This window comes from Helcococcus kunzii ATCC 51366, from assembly GCF_000245755.1.
GTDB classification, from domain to species: Bacteria; Bacillota; Clostridia; order Tissierellales; family Peptoniphilaceae; genus Helcococcus; species Helcococcus kunzii.
In genome coordinates, this window is record NZ_JH601088.1 from 1429927 (window position 1) to 1448479 (window position 18553).

Genomic DNA, 18553 nt, shown 5'->3' on the forward strand with positions numbered 1-18553 from the left:
TCCTTATATATTTTTACAATTATTATATTACTTTTATTCACCGATGACAACGTATTACATTGATGTGAAATTGATTATTTATAACAAAACGTTAGATTTGTAACACTTATAGAGTGTTAATATACATGAAAAAGATTGTATTTCTTGATTATTATGCATTGAAACGGTTTCATAGAAAATGTTTTCAACTATTAACTTTTGCATAAAAAAATTGTTCTTCTCAAATTTAGAAAAACAAATTCAAGAAGAACAATATATTCTCATTTATTTTATTAACTTTTTAGAAAAATATTCTACTAAAAAATATATTATTGTCGCGTGCACCATTCCCGCTACAATGTCTAAAACTACATGTTGTTTAACCAAAACAGTTGTTAATGCTATTAGTGCTAAATAACTTATCATAAGAATTTTGCTTGATCTTCTATATTTTAATTTTGAAAAATAGAAAATACTTAACAACATATGCGCAACATGTAAAGATGGTGCTCCGGAATAGGAATTATCAACACTATAGGTTATTTTGACCAAATTTGAGAAAATATCATCTCCTAATAAATTTGTATCATATCTTGGTACAAATGTTTGAAAATTTATATAGATGACATAGGCTATAGTCTGTGATGCAAATAGAGCTATGACAAATTTCTTATATTCCTTCTCATTTTCTATTAAAAGTAATACACCAATCAAAACTATCATAACAGCAAATGTGTGATATACAATAATAAGTTCTTTTATCATGGGTATCATATCATCAAAAGCAATCTTGATATTTCTAACATTTCCAAAAGGTCGATTGAAAAGTTCAAATGTAAATATTGAATACAGTGTAAATAGCAAAATCCAGATAACTTTTTTATTTTTAAAAGCGTTAAATATTTTTTGAATGTTTATCTTACTAAAGATTTTGTTGTTTCCCATGTATTCATCTTTCTATCTTTTAATGTAAATATTTTATATAAAACAAATGTGCCAACATTAAATAATAAAACTAATGTCATGGCATGTAAAATACGGGAATCAAACAGAGGCATTCCCCCAGGCATAGCAATCATGTACCCGTAATTTATACGTGAATATATTGGCTTTAGAATAAAATTAACGCATATTAATAATAGATTAAAAATATTTGTGAAAACTAAAACATTTCTTAAATCTTTTTTGTTTAATGACACATTTTCTACAAATAATAAATCTGCAACCACCCATCCTAGTATCAAATGAACGATAAAGAATTGGAAATTTGTATAATGTGGGAAGTTATATGCGTATAAATCTGGCATGGTAAGTGCAAATAGACTTCCGAAAAATCCCCAAAATATTGTCATTACTTTGAAGAACTTAATTTTTGTAAATACTGCAAAAATCAAGAAAAATACCGCGATTCTACAATGATACAAAGGTAGACTCATATCAAATGAAAATCTACCAGATCCAAATTGCCATAAATACAAAACGATCTGGTCGACAAGTATGATTGATGCAAATATCTTTAGTAACTTTTTGTTTGTTGACGCAATATTTAGATTGAATTTTTTATTGATTATTAAATATGCAACAGTTAAAAATGCAATTAATATCACTATATGAAGCATACCGTATTTATCAAATACGAATCCATCTTCTTTCCCTCTAAAAAAATATTTCATAAATTCCATAATTTTCTCTTTTCCTATCTAATTTAAATCGTATATTATTAAAAATTTTAATATACTTATATTAATGATTTTAGAAAAAAGTGCAATATTTAATCCTATTTAAATGTTAAAAATTTATTAAGAAAATATTAAAACTAGATAAAATACACGAATTTCGTCTATTTATCTAGTTCTAAAAATATTATTTATTTTTTATATTTTAAGTTTCTAAATTCATCTATGAAATTAGGCCAATCGGTTTGTATACAATTCGCTCCCAGTTCAAGCATTTTACCCCATACAGCTTCTTCATTTCCTAAAATGGCCTCATCGTCTGATAAATTTAGAAATAAATTAAATCCCTTACCTAAAGTCTCCGAATTTATCATACGTAATTGAAAATCAAATAATTTAGAATTTGAAGAAAGATTATATAAATCACTATCTTTCCCAGTGATTATCATCTCTGCCCCAACTAAATTATAGTAATCAAATTGTAAAACTCTCTCAAAATCATCTTCGGAATAAATTATTGGGAAATAATATAAAGGTCGCTTAAAATTTTTTAATTTTTCCAAATACAAAATATTTGCACTTGATTTGAAAAGTAAATTCTCTGTCTTTCCACAATTATCAATTATATCGATAAACGCTTCATCATCCCAATAGTTCCAAGATCTATCTATATTGACTAAAGCATTATCAGGAATCCATTCCAAGTATTCTTCAAGTGTATTAATTTTCTTTCCACTAAGAGTCCCAATAGTATTATAAAATTCTAAATTATCTATTTCATGTGAAGAAAGTTCAGAGAAATTTTTATCTATATTAAAAAGTTGTTTCTCATTTCCATCATGAAAAATATAATATTTTCCATCACTTGACCTACAAACATCTATTTCAACAATATCCACGCCGGCTTTGAGCGCTAGTTTAGAAGATTCTATAGTATTTTGAATGATATTAGCTCCATAAAAACCTCTATGACAAGCTATCAAAAGACTGTTATTTTTCAGCTTTTCTTCCAATAATCTGTTTTTCATCACATCTCCATTTTTTGAATAACTTCATTCTCATCAATTTTACTTATTTTATTTTTCTTCTTTCTATCAAATCCTCTACCATAAACTAAGTACATTACTATAGTACTGATAATCATCAATACAACAGAATACACCAAGTTTATCGCTCTGGCATCAACACTAGCCATAGGATCGGCATTTTTCCTAATCATTATCCCCAAAGTTTCAGCAGTTGGATGATATAGAAATGCTGATAAATCATAATCTACCAATAATCCATTAAAATTCAATGCAAACAATGCTAGCGCTGTAGGTAATATTACAGGCACAATTACTTTTACTAAAGTCCTAAAACTGGATGCACCTAGGTTTCGTGAAGCATTTTCCAAATTCGGATCTAATGAAAGCAATGAACTTTTGATATATCTCAATGTTGATGGCATTGTGTTTATGATATACGCAATTAACAGGATAACAAGCGAACCGACAAGCACATTGTTAAATAGCCATGGCCATCCTTGGCTATATCCAAGTATTAAACCTAAAGCAATAAATAAGCTTGGCACCAACCATGGTATATAAAAGGCATATTCTAAGATTAATGCAATTCTTGTTTTATATTTTGTCACAATCCACGCAACAACTATCATTAAAAATACTGTTGTAAAGGAAGCCAAACCAGAATAAATCACTGAAGTAATGAATGTTTTTAACACGGAAGCATCCCCCAACACCTTGGCATAATTTTCAAAAGTAAACTTACTTAAATCAATCACACCTTTTGCAATCTGAGTATATGGCATAAATGAAAATAGCACAACCATAAATATTGGCAGTGAATAAATCACAAATAGTAACCAAGCCAAGATATGGACTATTGTGTTTACAAGCGGATTGTGAATTTTTACCTTCTCAATTTTTGTTTTAGTTTTTGAAATGGATAAATAACTACCTCTTCTTTCATTTCTCGTCATTATCATTAATAATATCATTTGAGAAATACCTAAAAGTAAAGCCAATACCGCCGCAATATCTCTTGAAGATACACGTTTCGCAAAATCAAGTATCAAAGGTGAGATTGTCCTAAATCCTTCACCACCAACCATTAGTGGAGCAGCCATAGCACCTAAACCTGTTTGAAACGCCATAACTGTTAATGTTGTAAGTGTTGGTTTAAATTGAGGAAGTACCACTTTTGTAAGAATGGTCCACTGATCAGCACCCAGATTTTCAGCCGCTTGTATTGTTTGAAAATCTATTGATTTAACAGCATTTCTAAAAAACAGCATATGATTTGATGTACATGCAAATGTCATAACAAAAATAACCGCCGGGGCGCCAATAAACCAGCCTTTATTGAAATTTGGTATTATGCCATTAAGCATATTTGTCACAATTCCATTTTGTCCATAAACTAGTAAATATCCGTTATTTAGTAAAATACCTCCAAACACCAAGGTAGACATAAAAGCTATTCTTAATATTTTCGCTCCCCAAACTTTATAATATTCGGTTATTAAAACGATAAATATTCCTACAATATTTACAGTAAAACTTAGCACTATACCAATCATAAAGGAATTAGTAATCCCTGTAAGAGCACGTTTTGATTTACTTACTTTTTCTATTGCTCTAGTAGATATGCTACCATCTTTTACGAATGTTTCACGCAGTACAGACAAATTCGGCCAGATTAAAAATGAAAAAATTAACCAAGCAAAAAATATTAAAATTAATATTAATCCAAAGTTTAATTTCTTTCCTTTTCTAAATTTACTCCACATTGTATAACCTCCCCTTTTCATCATATTGAAGAATATTTTTAGGAGATATTGCGACATTTACCTTATCACCTATTTCAAAATAGTTTTTACCCCCTTCTTTCTCTAATGATTTGAATTCAAGATTATTAAATTTAAGTGTATAAATGGATGTAGTACCTGAATAGGTCCTATCTATAACTTCAACAGGAATCTCGATTTGCCCTTCTTTTAATTCATTATAGAAGTTTTTAATTTTTTCTATTCTGATATAGGATTTTGCATTTTCATTTAGATTGCAATTTCCTAATCTGTTAATTTCTCTTATAAAATCACTACTCAAAAGATTTGCATCCCCAATAAAATTACATACAAATTCTGTTTTAGGTTTTTCATAAATATCTCTTGGAGTACCTATTTGCTCAATATATCCATTATTGAAAACCGCTATTTTATCCGATAAACTAAGTGCTTCCTCTTGGTCATGAGTTACATAAACTGAGGTCATTCCAGCATCTCGTTGTATTTTTTTAAGCTCATTTCTTAATTGTTTTCTTAGTTTCGCATCTAAATTTGATAAAGGCTCATCAAGCAGCATAGTTTCTGGTTCTTTTGCTAGAGCTCTAGCAATAGCAACTCTTTGTTGTTGCCCTCCTGAAAGTTCTGAAACATTTCTATTTAATTGCTCATCATTCAAATTTACTAGTCTCGCCAAATAATCAATTCTTTCCTTAATCTTTTCTTTACTAGCTTTAGCAACTTTCAAACCGAATACAATATTTTCATAAGATGTCATTGTTTGAAATAACGCATAAGATTGAAATACCATTCCTAAGTCTCTTTTTTCTACAGCTTTATATGTTATATCTTCTCCAGCTAAAATTATTTGACCTTTTGAAGGCGTCTTAAAACCAGCAATTGATTTTAATACTGTAGACTTCCCACATCCCGAAGGTCCTAAAAGGGTGAAAAACTCTCCCTTTTCTACCTTAAAACTTATATCATCAACTGCAATAAAATCTCCATATTTTACTTGTACATTTTTTAGTTCTAACATAATTCCCCTCTTTGAAAAAGGCTGAGCAAATGCCCAGCCTATGATTTTACACAATTTATACTCAAGACAGCTCTTCTATAAATTGTTTATTTATATTTTAGTCAATTATTTCTAATTCAACCTTTTCAATCCAGCTGGATAAGTTCTTTGTTACCCATTCCCAATCTAAATCCATTGGAGTTGTTTGTTCCATAATTTCAACCATTCTCTTATCCGCTTTTTCTTGAGCTTTTTTATTTACTGGCCATGATCCAAACTCTTCAGCCCATCCACCTTGAACTTCTGCAGAACCAAACCAATTAATAAAATCTTTTGCTAATTGATAATCTTTGTCATCCCCTTTATTTATAATTCCGATTTGTTCTTTCATTGATACTACACCATATTCTGGATTTACTGGTGTAGACTTGTGACCAAATTGTTTTTCAGCTCCTGGGATACCTGATGAAAATGTGAATGTCACAGGGATCTTACCATTTGAGAAGTTTTCATTTTCGTCTTCAGCTTCAGGTGTAACACGACCATTTTTATACCATGAATCTACTACATCCCACGCTTCTTCTTTAACGCCTAATTCAGCAGCATCATCCTTAAATGCATACAATACAGAGATAAGCGCTTTTTGATTTGTACCACCAGTTAAATTACTTGGTAATTTATATTTTCCTTTGAATTTTTCATTTGTTGCAAGATCTACCCAATCTTTTGGACCTTCTTTAATATATTTTTCATTAATTAACATCATAATTCTTTGTTCAACCAATGGATAATAATATCCCTTACCGGAAATATTCTTTTCATCCACTTCTTTAGCCCAATCCGGTTCAAATTCAACTAATAAATTTTCGTTTTTAATAGTTCCAAACATCGCATCATCAAGACCGAAAACTATATCAGCTTGTGGATTTCCTTTTTCAGCTAAAACTCTATTAAGTGTATCTCCTCCACCAGCACCAACAATTTGTAGTTCAAATCCTTTTTCTTTAGCCTTTGATACTAACCATTCTTCTCTACCATCAGCATTTGAGTTTGTATAAATAGTTAACTTTTTACCATTAGAATTTCCATCTTTATTTGATTCATCCTTTGAATCACCCTCAGAAACTGATTCTCCTTTTGATTCATCTTTTGTATCATTTGTATTGCTACAAGCAACAAAAGAAAATACCATTACTAATGCAAGTAGCATTGCTATTATCTTTTTCATATAATCCTCCAATTTTCGTGTTAAATAATATAGCATATAAATTATTTACAACTTGAGTGTACATGTTAAATATTAAAACCATATTAAATCGATGTAAAAAATTGTTAAATCTGGTAAAAAATATATTATCAAAAATGATAAAAATAAGGTGTCAAAACTTGTAACCATCACATATATCTGCATTGTCTTAAAATAAATTTCAAAAAACGCATTAACTTTCCTAACTAGTTTTTCATTATCATTAGTGATATGATTAACATAGTAAATATGAGTATATTACTCAAACTAACGGGTATTGTTAATAATTTATTTTTAGGTGGATGCTATGAACAAATTAAAAAAATATATAATTTCATTTTCTACTTTACTAATACTTCTTTTTACATCACATATAGCTTTAGCTAATAATATTGAATCAATTAATTCTAAAGCAAAAATACATAAAGACGGATCTGTTACCATTACGGAACATCGTATTTTCCATGCCGAAAAAGGGACTGAACATTATCTAACTTTCGGAAATTTAGGACCTTCAGAACTTTTAGATTTTAAGGTTTATGAGAAAGGTGAAGAATTACAAAACATAGGGTCATGGGATACCAAAGCAAGTTTAGAGGAAAAGGCTGGGAAATACGGTGTCAATAAAACTTCTGGTGGTATTGAATTATGTTTCGGCATAGGCAGTTATGGCAAAAAAGATTTTACTATTGAATACACATTTTCAAATTTCATTAGAGAATTGCAAGACGGAAAACAGGCTGCTTATTGGTACTTCATTCAGCCTAATATGAATCCAGTTTCAGAAATTGAAATCATTGTAACAAATGATTTCGGATTTAATTTCAAAACTTCAGGGACAAAAATTTGGGGCTTCGGATATAAAGGACTAACAGAAATACTAGATAATCAACTCTCATTAACAGCAAATAAAGGATTTAACACAAGCGATTATATTGTAATGTTAAGCATTTTCCCCGAAAAGACTTTCAACACAACAGCAAAGTCTAAGCATACTTCAAAAAGCATATTAAATTTAGCCATGACGGGAGCTACTTCAAATGAAACAGTACAAGAAAATCCTACAAATAATAGAAAGAGTAATTTTTTCTCAAATGATGCTGAAAGAAATAAACTAATACTGTTTGGGTTAATATGGTTAGGTGCTGCAATTCTCATTTATCCTTTAGTTTATGCTAATGAAAAGCGTAAAAAGAAAGAAGAATATGAGGAAACACATAGATATATTACATATACACGCGAAGGTACATATTATAGAGAAATTCCATATGATGGAAAGATAACAGATATTGGAGAATTTTTCACTGCTCCCCTATCACAATATATTATGGTTTTAATATTGAAATGGATACAAGACGGATATCTTAAAGAGACAAAAACTAAGAAGGGTTTAATCTTTAAAAAAGAAAAATTTGCCCTTGCTATTAATGAAAACATTCATTTTGAATCTGATTCACAAGCAGAAAAAGAACTTTGGGAAATGATTGTGTCAGCCTCAGGTGAAGACAAAATATTATCCGAAAGAGAATTTTTAGATTATGTTTATAAATATGAGAATGGTATAAATTGGTGGCATGGTCATATAAACAATGAAGGAATAAAGAATTTAGAAAAAGAAAACTACATAAAAGCAGAATATAAAAAGTTTTTCATATTCTTTACGACTAAAAGATATAAAGCAACCAAAAAAGGTCAACAACTTATCGACAATATTATGGGATTTAGAAACTACCTACTAGACTTTTCCCTTCTTTCTGAAAGAGAAGTTGGCGATGTTAAACTCTGGGAAAAATACATGATCTGGGCTAGTATGATGGGAATAAGTAAAGAAGCATACAAACAATTAAGTTTAGTAAACGCTAAAATTGTTGAAAAATTCAACTATAATTTTGACACAATATCTTCAGCAGATAGCTTTGCATCAAGCATAGAAAGATCTCAAAGAATTATAGATAATCGATACGAATCTTCAAGCTCCTCTGGTGATGGCGGTTCATCCTACATCGGTGGCGGAAGTGGTGCCGCAGGAGAAAGCTCTGGCGGTGGAACAAGATAATATTATAATTTGTGTATAAGGACTTTTAGCACCATATTTTGATTTCTAAAATTTGGTGCTAATTTTTTTAGATGATTTTAGCACCATATCTATTTTTTTAAAAAATGGTGCTAGATTTTTATAAGAATTTTTAGCACCAAATATGATATTTCTCAGTTTGGTGCTATTTTAGCCAAATTATTTTAGCACCATATCTGATACTTCTTCTTTTGGTGCTATTTTTATCCATAACTTTTAGCACCATATTTGAAATTTTTCATTTAGGTGCTAGTTCTTATGAATCTCCTTAAAAATTCTAAGAGTTTTGGAACTAAATTTCAATTTTTAATATTTAGTTCCAATTTTCTCAAGGCATTTTGGTACTAAATTTCCATTTTTAAAATTTAGTTCCATTTTCATCCAAATTTTTTGGTACTAAAATCGATTTTTTCAAATTTAGTACCATTCCCACAAAAACTTCCAATACCCATTCTAAAAATTAAATCATTTTCCTATTGTCTATCTGAATGTATTGACAGTGCCCCTATTAAATTGGCGTCATTTCTATATTTACATGTGACAACTTCCGGTTTGCTAAATGGGATGAATGGTATTTTGCCCCAAAGCTTGTCTACATGTTTTCTAATTATTTCGGTGACTTCTTTTCTTTCGCTTATTCCGCCACCTATTGCAATTTTTTCTACATCGAGAATGCTTTGTATGGTATAAATGCCTGTTGCTGCCAAACTTCCAAATCTATCTAAAGCTTTTATTGCTTCTTCTTCATTGTTATCGTAGGCTTCAAAGAATTCAATGCCATTTACATCTGCTATAACTTTTCCTGATTTTAGCATTTCATCTTTGTATATGTTTATTAGACCTGTTGTTGAAAAGGAGCTTGCCATAAAAGGGCTCAACTGTCCTGTTTTGTCAGCACCAAGGATTGAGATTTCTTCCATATTGGCTAATTTTTCGAAATTGGAAACTATATGTGAAAGTTCACCAGACCCGAAAGAATTTCCCATTCTCACTTTGCCATCTAGGATTACTCCACCGCCCGTACCGGTTCCGAGAACTATTACTACTCCATCTTTTACATCTGATAATGCACCACTCCACGCTTCCGCTTTAGCTGCACATTTTGCATCATTTGCAATGGTGATTGGAACATCTAAATGTTCATTTAGTTTTGCGACAATTGGAAAGTCTTTTACAAACATGTACACACCAAGTGTGTGAGCGATACCTTTATCTGTATCTATCCTACCTGGTAATGATATGGCTATTGAATCAATGATATCTTCATATTTTTTACACAGATCTACTAGGGAATCAACTACTTCTGTTTTAGATTTATAATTTGAAGGAAGTTTCCCTTTTTCTAAAAATTTGCCATTTTCATTCATAAGTGCATATTTGGTATATGTGCCACCAACGTCCAAAACTAAATACTTTTTCATTATGCTCTCCTACTTTATTAATTATTTATTTGATTTTACCGCAGTGATGAATCTTTCCGCTATTTCTGGATCTACATCAATATATGTATTTTCTGAATCTTTAAATATTGAATAGTTTATTTTATTTTTTGTTGTAATGTCTTCATAATTTTTCTTACAAGAACTATGGACATATTGAGCGTTTGTAGATTTTAACAGTTCAACCACATTGTCAGGATTTATTCCAGAACCCAAAATTATCTCAATTTTATTTTCATATTTTTGAACAAGTTCTTTAATTAAATCTGTATTTTCCAATGCACTTGCTGTTTGCCCACTAGTTAATACCCTATCTACTTTCAATTCTATTAAATCTTCAATTGATTGGAATGGATCTTTTGTATTATCAAATGCTCTGTGGAATATTGCAATCTTTCCAGCATTATGAATCTTCTCTACAAATATTTTCGTTTTTTCCTTATCTATTTCAAAATCTTCTGTTAAGAAACCAAAAACTATTCCGTCAATTTTTTCATTTAATAAAATATCCAATTCTTCTAACATTTCACTAAATTGATTATCAGTATAGCAAAAACCCGCAGCACGATTTCTAATCATACAATTCTTTTTGATATTGATATTTTCTGCAATTTTTCTCAATACACCAGGACTTGGAGTCAATCCGCCTAGACATAGTGCAGAATTGATTTCAACACTATCAAATCCTAACTTTTCGGCTAATTTTGCGGCTTCATAGTTTTCAATACATAATTCGACTTTGACTTCATTCATTGATTCCCTCCATTCACAATATAAATATTATCTATACTTCTATTATACAATAATATCACCATCTTCAACTTGATTTAATTTATATATACCATAAGCGTAGATTTTCGCACATTTCACTAAATCATCGATATCCATCCATTCGTTTGGTAAATGAGCGATTCCATTTTGGCCTGGAAATGATGGACCAAAAGGAATGACTGTCTTTATTTTATGCGCATAAGTCATACCTGTAGTTGTTGTTGGCTCGATTTCTTGACCTGTCGCTTCTATATATGCTTGATTTAGTAATTTCACATTTGTAGATTCTGGATTTTTAAGAGCAGCTTCTGTGTAATTTATAAGGGAAACTTCTAAATCTTCAGCTTTTTCTTTTATTTTTTCTATAATTTTTTCAATGTCACATTCCCCCATTGAAAGTTGAAATCTTAGACTTTCTTTTGAATCTTCTGTAAATATTCTATATCCTCTAACTATTAGTTTTCCAAAATACTTATCTTCAAAATCTATACCAAGTCTTTTACCATTATTATCAGCATTTAGAATGTATTTGTTTAAGAATGTGTATAGTTTTTCTTTATCCCCTGAAACTTTAATATTTGCTCTTGCTCTTTCCCCATATATCGCTGGGAATTTGTTATCCGGAACAAAACCAAGCACTGGTAGTTTCTCTTTAGACAAATAGTAGTCTATATCAGACATTCCGCTTTCTTCGTCTGCACCAAATACAATTCTTATTTCTCTCTTTGGTTTAATCTCTAGGTTTTTTAATGCAATAAGTCCATATAAAGCAGCAATTGCCGGCCCTTTATTATCTAACGCACCTCTTGAATACATTCTATTTTCTATAATTTTTCCAGAAAAAGGTGGACAAATCCAATCATCCCAATCACCTTCTGGCACTACATCTAAATGTCCAAAAATTCCCATGTGTTCTTCTGAATCACCATATTTTGCATACGCCATATATCCATCAACATTTTTCATCGTAAAATTTTCTCTCTCACAAATTTGTAAAATTGCATCTAATACTTTTCTACAATTCTCTCCAAAAGGTGCATTTTCTTTTGGAGATGATTTTACACTTGGGATATTAATTATCTTTACTAAATCCTCTATCATTTGGTCTTTAAGTCTATCTATTTCAGCAAATAACTTTTTTTTCATTATCCCTCCACGATTTTATTAAAACTTTCTCTATTTGTATTTTTTATAATCAATTCTACTAGTTTAATACATTCCTCTATATCTGATTTATGGACAATACTATGATTTGTATGCATATATCTTATAGGGATGGAAAGTGATAAGTTAACAACTCCTTTTAACGTCTTATGAATGTTTCCTGAATCAGTACCACCTCTATTAAAAACTGCATACTGATATTTTATCCCATTATTTTCACATAAATCTTCTATCCATCTCATCAATCCTCTATGAGCTATGCTATTTGAATCAATAAAAGATAAAACGACTCCACCGCCTAATTTCACAATATTTTCATCAAATGGTGTATCCCCTGCAACGATAGTATCAATTGCAATTCCAATATCTGGCTCAATCATATGTGTTGAAGTCCTTGCTCCTCTAAGTCCTGGCTCTTCTTGTACAGTAAATGCCCAATAAAGCTCGCAATCGGATTTAATATCTTTTTTCAAAGTTTCCAAACCAACAAAACATGAGACCCTATCATCAAAAGCTTTATTTAACAATGTTTTCCCAAATCCTAATTCAGAAAATTGAGATACAGGAGTGACCATATCTCCAATTTGAATATTCGCCCTTTTTATCTCTTCAGCATCCATTCCTAAATCTAGATACATTTTATCCTTAGGAATGGTCTTCTCTCTTTCCTTTGGATCTATCATATTATGTGATGAGGGACTGGAAATAACGCCTAAATATTGTTTGTTGTCTCTCGTTGTAAGTGTATAAAGTTGTCCAACTACTAAATGAGGCCATAAACTTCCTAGCATTCTAAGTTTTAAGAAATTATCTTCAATACTTTCGACTATAAAGCCAACCTCGTCCATATGTGTTGCGAACATCAGCTTAATCGCATTTTCATCTTTCTTTTTATCATCATATGCAATTATACTGCCGATACCATCATAAAAATAATTTGAAACTTCTTTCTCTATCAAATCAGAAACCGACTTTTCAAATGAGGAAACCCCATTAATTGAAGATAATCTATTTAGTAAATCTAAATCCATTTATCTCTCCCTTCTTATCAAATTACTAATATTCTCATCTTCAATAAGCTTCAATAGAAATGTTTCTAACTTTTCAATATCGTTTTTAGAAACAATAACACTTGATGTTCCCATATTTTTCATTGGTATACCGACGGAAAGTGTTGGTACCCCCGCTAAAGTTTTATGAATAAATGAACCATCATTTCCTAAAACCCCCACATATGGTTTAGTTTCATATCTTTCTGTAATATACCTCAATAGATTTTGGTCTGGTATCATCTTTGAATCATAATATCCAACAATAACGCCATCTCCTAATTCTATCTTTGGATTTGAATTATTTACTTCAAATCCTGTCACTACTATTGCCAAATCTGGCTCAACTACATGGTTTGCAGTTTTTGTGCCTCTAAAACCAATGGTGGATTGAGCAATCGCACCAATGTAGAAATTATTATTTAATTTCCTTTCTTTAATTTTTTCAAGTATCTTTATACTCAAATATTGTGGTATTTTTTGAGTTAAACTCCTTCCAATAATATTATTTTCCGTTTCTATTAACTCAGACTCTAGCGCAATTAAATCACCTATATTTAATTTTGTGTCGTCAAATGTTTCGACATATAAATCCTCTAACTTAATAGTTGAGATTTTTTCTTCTAATATTTTCTTATTTATTGTGATAAACCCACTAATATTCTCATTATCTCTAGTTGTGATGTTTACTCTTTGATGCAATAAAGATGCTGGAGATAAATCTTCTAAAGTTAAAAAGTTTGCATGATTATCTTTATCAACAGCGCTAACTATTAATCCTATTTCATCCATTGCACATGCAATCATTATTTTTTTTCTATTTTCTGGATTTTCAACTAATCTTTTCGCAAATATAGAATAAAGTCTATCTTCTACAATTTCATCAGAATATTTTTTATACCTTTCTTTTAAGTAAGTATTTAGTTTCTTTTCACAACTTGAAACAGAGTAAATGTCATATATTTCCCTTAACTCATCAAACATATTAACCTCCAATTATAATGAAAGCTGCTATAAAATAGCAGCTTAACATTAATAACATATTTTCTTTTCTAGTTCAGATAGCTCTTCGCTATTTTCGTGTTTTAACTTCATCCATTTTATTAAATCTTCAAATGAATCGCTTAATCCAACTCCACCTTTTTTAGGCATTTTTATAATGGAAATTTTATCCTTAAATTCAGCGATTGTTTCAGCATTATCATCTGACATCATTGTAACAACTGGAATATCAGTTGTTTTGGATATATTATCAGTTAATTCGGCACACATTTTTGCATAATCGATAAAGTTAAAGCAAGGTCCACAAACTACCATATCTGGATTAATCTTTTTAACCATTGCTGTCATTTTATCTATTACTTCTTGCTCATTATTTAAGAAATACTGATTTCCGCAATATAATGTAGCAAAAACTTTAGCATCTATCTTATCAAAATGTGGCTGTAGCATAAGAGCTGATCCTATCCCACCTTTAGCTATTTGTAATCCTACATTAGGATTACTCTTACCACCGGCACCAGCTAAACCTTGATCGAAAATTAATACTACTTTCATAATTAACTTCTCCTTTTTTACACATTAATTCTATAAATCATCAAAAGATAAATCGTCAAATGATAAATCATCGATTTCATCTTCTTTGTCTTTTTGTAGACGTTCTTCGTCAAGATATTTCTTATCCAATAATTTTAGGAATGGATAATATATCAACATATTTATCGCTAAAAGTGCAAATTGAACAATAACAGCGTTGAATGATCCGGTTACCAGATAACCAGAGAATCCAATCGGTGTTGTCCATGGTAACTGTACCCCGGTTGTGATTGGCATAAATCCGACCATAGTTGCTAACATTGCAAGTACGGTATTTACAACTGGTGTTAATATAAATGGAATAATCATAATTGGATTAAGCACTATTGGTAAACCAAAGATAATTGGTTCATTGATACCAAATATACCTGCAGGTAATGATAATCTACCTAACATCTTAATTCTATTTGATTTTCCTAAAAACGCCATCATAATTACTAAACCAAGTGTTGATCCACCACCACCAAAGTTACAGAAGAAATCACTAAATCCAGCTGTAAATATATTTGTCATTTCTAAACCAGCTTTTGCAGCTTCATAGTTTTCTAAAGTAAGCGCTTTATGTATTGGTGCAAATATTGTATTTGTTACAGCAGGTCCGTTGATTCCAAAGAACCAGAATAGTGTTGATAAGAATTGATAAATTACTTCAAATGCTGGGTTCTTACCTAAACCAACAAGTGGAGCTTGCAATACTTCATAAATAAAGTTGTGAGCATATTCGTATGATGTCTTACTAAATAGTATATTTAATACGAAGAAAAATACCATTACAAACGCCGCAGGTATCAACGCTGCAAATGAGTCCATAACTGCAGGTGGTACCCCTTCTGGCAATTTGATAACAAGTTTTCTCTTAAACGCCCAATTAAAAATTCTAACTGAAATAATTGCTATTATCATAGATAGGAACATTCCAGCTGTCCCTAAATTCCCAAATGAGAAACCTCTAAAAGCATTTTCTGCTTCATTTATAAAAGCTGGATGAGTTTGTGGAGTAATAATTAAAAATGATACAAGTGAGATTACTGCTGCACCTATATTATTTGTCATTTTTAATTCTTTAGAGTAACAATACGCTATTGATAATGAAGCTAGTAATGCCACACAGTCAAATGCTATACCATATACTCTTCCTAAAAACGCATCCCATCCTTCACCAAATATTCCAGCCATAAATTCTGGATATCCCGCGATTGGGAAATTTGCAACTAATAAGAATATTGATCCAACAATTACTATTGGAACTGTTACTAAGAATCCATCTCTAATCGCACTTAATACTTTATTTTTTGAAAGCGCATTAGCTATTGGACCTAAGATTTTATCCATTTTTTCTAACATACTATCTTCCTTTCTTTAATTCAAATAAGGCTTTTTTCAGCACTCTTTCGCCATTCATAGTACCATAATCTTCGGTATCTATTACCATAATAGGTTTACCTAAGTCCCCATATTTATCTTTTACTTTTTCATAAATATGTTTTACTTGAGGTCCCAATAAAATAACATCTGGGTTTAATTTTGTAATAATTTCATCCATTTTACCTTGTGAATAAGCCTTAACTTCAATAGGTAAACTATTTTCGTCTGCCACTTTTTGCATTCTTTGTGCCAATAAGCTTGTAGACATCCCATTATCACAAAATAGATAGAATTTTTTCATAGCCATTTCTCCCTTCTTCATATATTTAGGTTTTTTAAGGCAACCTATAATCCTTTAATACGCTTAGTTTATAGTATTTCTTTCACATAAGTAGAAAACATTTTATCTTGTAATGTTTGATTTCTTTTTTTATCTCGAATGGACATAATTACAGATATGCCAATAAGGATAAACATCGGTATTGCAATTATCTTATCAATTTTTTCTACATTTTCTATTGAAAGAATTCTTAAAATCGTCCTTAAAATCACATTAAATGAGCTAAATAGTATCCCTTGAAGTATAAAACAACCAATGAAAAATCGCTTAAATAATGTTAAAAATTGTGGTTTTGTATTATCTTCGTTTAAAATCTCAATCCTAACAGCTTTCATCATCAATGTTTGAGCTCTTTTTGATTTATAAGGAATGTACACATAATAAATAAAAGCTACAATTAAAGGAACGATGATAGATATAATATTGGTCACATTATCATGTTTTACAATATTGCCCATTTTATCTGATTTATTAGTCCAAATAAAAACTAATCTCATAAATAGATTTAATAATACTGATGAAAAATACCAATCAACAGCAAAGGCAAATACTCTTTTTACAAAATATCCCGCCCTATTTTCCGATTTTACTGTTGTTATTTTTTTCATTTTAGATCCTTGACTAATTTTAATATACTTATATTTTCTTCACATATTAATCTAAAATTATCTGCCGCCATTAGCTGATCTTCAGCATGCATCAATATCAAACTAAAATCTATTTTTTCACCATTTGTTTCCTTATATATTAATTCAGAATGTGCTTCATGCGCTTTTAGATATTCTTTTTTTCCCTCTTCGATTAGTTCTTCTGCTTTTTCAAAATCAAATTTTCTTGCATATCTCATAGCCTCAATATAACTTGATTTTGCAGCCCCTGAAGAGGATATTATCTGAAAGCAAATCATTTCAATATTTTCCATTTCTCATTTCACCCCTTTATATTTCTAAAGTAATTTAAGTTCTGCGGTACGAGTTTTCATATATTCGTCTAACCATTCTTGAGAAGCTTCATAATGAATGCTTTTATCATCTTCTCTTTTTGTCAAATACACTTTAGGTGCATGATTTTCAGATGCATATACAAATGAAAATCCTTCGATATTGGTTGAAACACCATATTCACCTTTGTTATTAATAGCAACTACAGATAAATCTCCCGCTTTTCCTCTTAATTTAATTAGTTTTTTTTCTAAATCTGAAACAGCTTTATCACACGCTTGCTGAGGAGTTAAACCTTCAGACATCAATCTAACAATTTCATAAGAGATACAACCTTTCATTAAGTCTTCACCTAATCCAGTTGCACTTGCGCCACCAATTTCAGAATCTGCATAAAATCCTGATCCAATAACTGGACTATCTCCGACTCTTCCTTTTTTCTTCATAAAAAGCCCAGATGTTGAAGTACCTACAGATATTTTATTGTTTGTATCTAAGCAAACAACTCCAACTGTATCATGTCCGATATATGGTTTTAATTCTGATTCTTCCTGTTTTATTCTATCTTCCTTCACTCTATTTTTGTAATGTATGATAGCTCTATCGGTTAGCATATTTTTTCTTTCAAAACCCGCCTTATGTGCATATCTCTCTGCTCCATCTCCCACTAAAAAACAATTTACTTTTTCATCAGAAAGTTTTCTAGCAATAGAAATAGGATTACTAAAATCCCTAATACCAGCAATCGCACCAATATTGAAATTATTTCCGTCCATAAAACCAGCATCCATTTCTACTTCCATGTCTTCATTAGGTAATCCACCATAACCAACTGATTTAAAAAATGGAAAATCTTCTACATCTTTTATAATATTTTCAACAATTTCTCCTGAATCTTCTCCCTCTTTTAAGCATTTATAATTATTTTCAATGCCTTCTAAGGACATTCTCCAGGTACCAATTACTGCCCACATTTTATCCTCCTAAATCCTAACTATACCTCTCTGATTTAAACTTAACAAACAACCATATATATTTCAAAGATATCCTTTTCCTATAGTTAGGAAATTCAGATATTACCATTCTTGAAAATGTCTGATATAATCATAA

Annotated in this window: 18 protein-coding genes; 1 reads left to right on the forward strand and 17 read right to left on the reverse strand. The window is 30.4% G+C overall.

Translation table 11 applies throughout. The features are described 5' to 3' along the window. Positions 1–264: 264 nt before the first annotated feature. The 6 genes from HMPREF9709_RS06565 to HMPREF9709_RS06590 form a co-directional block, all read right to left on the reverse strand. Positions 265–924: a phosphatase PAP2 family protein gene (locus HMPREF9709_RS06565; RefSeq protein WP_005398812.1), complete on the reverse strand. Its 660-nt coding sequence runs from the start codon at positions 922–924 to the stop codon at positions 265–267. Beyond that, positions 894–1661: a YwaF family protein gene (locus HMPREF9709_RS06570; RefSeq protein WP_005398813.1), complete on the reverse strand. Its 768-nt coding sequence runs from the start codon at positions 1659–1661 to the stop codon at positions 894–896. Before HMPREF9709_RS06570 ends, HMPREF9709_RS06565 begins: the two co-directional genes overlap by 31 nt. A 185-nt stretch (positions 1662–1846) precedes the next feature. Next, positions 1847–2683: a glycerophosphodiester phosphodiesterase family protein gene (locus HMPREF9709_RS06575; protein ID WP_005398814.1), complete on the reverse strand. Its 837-nt coding sequence runs from the start codon at positions 2681–2683 to the stop codon at positions 1847–1849. Then, positions 2683–4446: an ABC transporter permease gene (locus tag HMPREF9709_RS06580; protein ID WP_005398815.1), complete on the reverse strand. Its 1764-nt coding sequence runs from the start codon at positions 4444–4446 to the stop codon at positions 2683–2685. Before HMPREF9709_RS06580 ends, HMPREF9709_RS06575 begins: the two co-directional genes overlap by 1 nt. Then, on the reverse strand, positions 4436–5479 hold the full coding sequence (locus tag HMPREF9709_RS06585) for an ABC transporter ATP-binding protein (protein WP_005398816.1): 1044 nt from the start codon (positions 5477–5479) through the stop codon (positions 4436–4438). The genes HMPREF9709_RS06580 and HMPREF9709_RS06585 overlap by 11 nt, the downstream gene beginning before the upstream one ends. Before the next feature lie 97 nt (positions 5480–5576). Continuing rightward, positions 5577–6686: an extracellular solute-binding protein gene (locus HMPREF9709_RS06590; RefSeq protein ID WP_005398817.1), complete on the reverse strand. Its 1110-nt coding sequence runs from the start codon at positions 6684–6686 to the stop codon at positions 5577–5579. Positions 6687–7011: 325 nt separating this feature from the next. Between HMPREF9709_RS06590 and HMPREF9709_RS06595 the strand changes: the two genes are divergently transcribed. Beyond that, on the forward strand, positions 7012–8760 hold the full coding sequence (locus HMPREF9709_RS06595; RefSeq protein WP_005398818.1) for a DUF2207 family protein: 1749 nt from the start codon (positions 7012–7014) through the stop codon (positions 8758–8760). Positions 8761–9251: 491 nt separating this feature from the next. Here the strand turns inward: HMPREF9709_RS06595 and HMPREF9709_RS06600 are convergent, their stop codons facing one another. The 11 genes from HMPREF9709_RS06600 to HMPREF9709_RS06650 all read right to left on the reverse strand — a co-directional run bounded on the left by HMPREF9709_RS06600 (position 9252) and on the right by HMPREF9709_RS06650 (position 18417). Continuing rightward, positions 9252–10199: an ROK family protein gene (locus HMPREF9709_RS06600; RefSeq protein ID WP_005398819.1), complete on the reverse strand. Its 948-nt coding sequence runs from the start codon at positions 10197–10199 to the stop codon at positions 9252–9254. Positions 10200–10220: 21 nt separating this feature from the next. Further along, on the reverse strand, positions 10221–10970 hold the full coding sequence (locus tag HMPREF9709_RS06605; protein ID WP_005398820.1) for a copper homeostasis protein CutC: 750 nt from the start codon (positions 10968–10970) through the stop codon (positions 10221–10223). A 42-nt stretch (positions 10971–11012) separates the two neighbouring features. After that, positions 11013–12134, reverse strand: coding sequence for a Sapep family Mn(2+)-dependent dipeptidase (locus HMPREF9709_RS06610; protein ID WP_005398821.1), 1122 nt, complete (start codon positions 12132–12134; stop codon positions 11013–11015). Further along, positions 12134–13183: a M42 family metallopeptidase gene (locus tag HMPREF9709_RS06615; protein WP_005398822.1), complete on the reverse strand. Its 1050-nt coding sequence runs from the start codon at positions 13181–13183 to the stop codon at positions 12134–12136. The genes HMPREF9709_RS06610 and HMPREF9709_RS06615 overlap by 1 nt, the downstream gene beginning before the upstream one ends. Next, positions 13184–14185: a zinc-binding metallopeptidase family protein gene (locus HMPREF9709_RS06620; protein WP_005398823.1), complete on the reverse strand. Its 1002-nt coding sequence runs from the start codon at positions 14183–14185 to the stop codon at positions 13184–13186. It lies immediately after the preceding gene. A gap of 48 nt (positions 14186–14233) precedes the next feature. After that, positions 14234–14758 (reverse strand): GrdB-related putative oxidoreductase, encoded by a 525-nt coding sequence (locus HMPREF9709_RS06625; RefSeq protein WP_005398824.1) that lies wholly within the window; start codon positions 14756–14758, stop codon positions 14234–14236. Positions 14759–14788: 30 nt separating this feature from the next. Then, positions 14789–16141 (reverse strand): PTS sugar transporter subunit IIC, encoded by a 1353-nt coding sequence (locus HMPREF9709_RS06630; protein ID WP_005398825.1) that lies wholly within the window; start codon positions 16139–16141, stop codon positions 14789–14791. 1 nt (position 16142) lies between these two features. Then, positions 16143–16469 carry a PTS sugar transporter subunit IIB gene (locus HMPREF9709_RS06635; RefSeq protein WP_211204495.1) on the reverse strand — a complete coding sequence of 109 codons (327 nt, stop codon included), beginning with the start codon at positions 16467–16469 and terminating at the stop codon, positions 16143–16145. 62 nt (positions 16470–16531) lie between these two features. Continuing rightward, the gene (locus HMPREF9709_RS06640; RefSeq protein ID WP_005398827.1) at positions 16532–17110 is read right to left on the reverse strand and encodes an RDD family protein; all 579 of its coding nucleotides are present in this window, start codon (positions 17108–17110) and stop codon (positions 16532–16534) included. Next, positions 17107–17424 carry a PTS sugar transporter subunit IIA gene (locus HMPREF9709_RS06645; protein WP_040463893.1) on the reverse strand — a complete coding sequence of 106 codons (318 nt, stop codon included), beginning with the start codon at positions 17422–17424 and terminating at the stop codon, positions 17107–17109. The genes HMPREF9709_RS06640 and HMPREF9709_RS06645 overlap by 4 nt, the downstream gene beginning before the upstream one ends. 24 nt (positions 17425–17448) lie before the next feature. After that, positions 17449–18417: a glycosylasparaginase gene (locus tag HMPREF9709_RS06650; RefSeq protein WP_005398829.1), complete on the reverse strand. Its 969-nt coding sequence runs from the start codon at positions 18415–18417 to the stop codon at positions 17449–17451. Between the last annotated feature and the right edge of the window lie 136 nt (positions 18418–18553).